Raw genomic sequence first — 427 nt, 5'->3', positions numbered from 1 at the left:
CACTTTCATCTTACAATTCGACTTCGCCGAATTTATTAAGCCTTGTCCCACAGCGTGAACTCAAAGAACGTCAAATACGCCAACGCGATTTTCAATGCTGCGACACCTGTCATCCGTATTCATGGCATAGGAGGTGGGCGCTGGAAGCGAAATGTAGCTAAGGGCGCGAGAATCGGACCATGGCTTCAAGCCAAGTACGACATCCTCGACGCTGCGGTCTGGGCGGCAAAGACCCCCTGCTTGTATTTAGTTGCCGGGAGCGATGACGTAATTCGATATGTGGGCATCTCTCGAAATCGGCTCAAAGACCGTTGGCGGACATCTCCCGCGTATGACGCGGACACAATGATCCGCCTGCCCGAAAACCAGCTTTTTCATAGCCAATGCTGGAAACACATCGAGCTCGAATGCACTCAACACCCGAAAA

Annotated in this window: 1 pseudogene; it reads left to right on the top strand. The window is 51.8% G+C overall.

The annotated features are described in order from the left end of the window. Nucleotides 1-42 precede the first annotated feature (42 nt). Nucleotides 43-427, top strand: a pseudogene (locus tag QCE48_RS31780) (hypothetical protein); the annotation flags it as partial.

The organism is Caballeronia sp. LZ024 (assembly GCF_031451455.1).
GTDB lineage: Bacteria > Pseudomonadota > Gammaproteobacteria > Burkholderiales > Burkholderiaceae > Caballeronia > Caballeronia telluris.
This window is presented reverse-complemented; position numbering and strand designations above follow the sequence as displayed.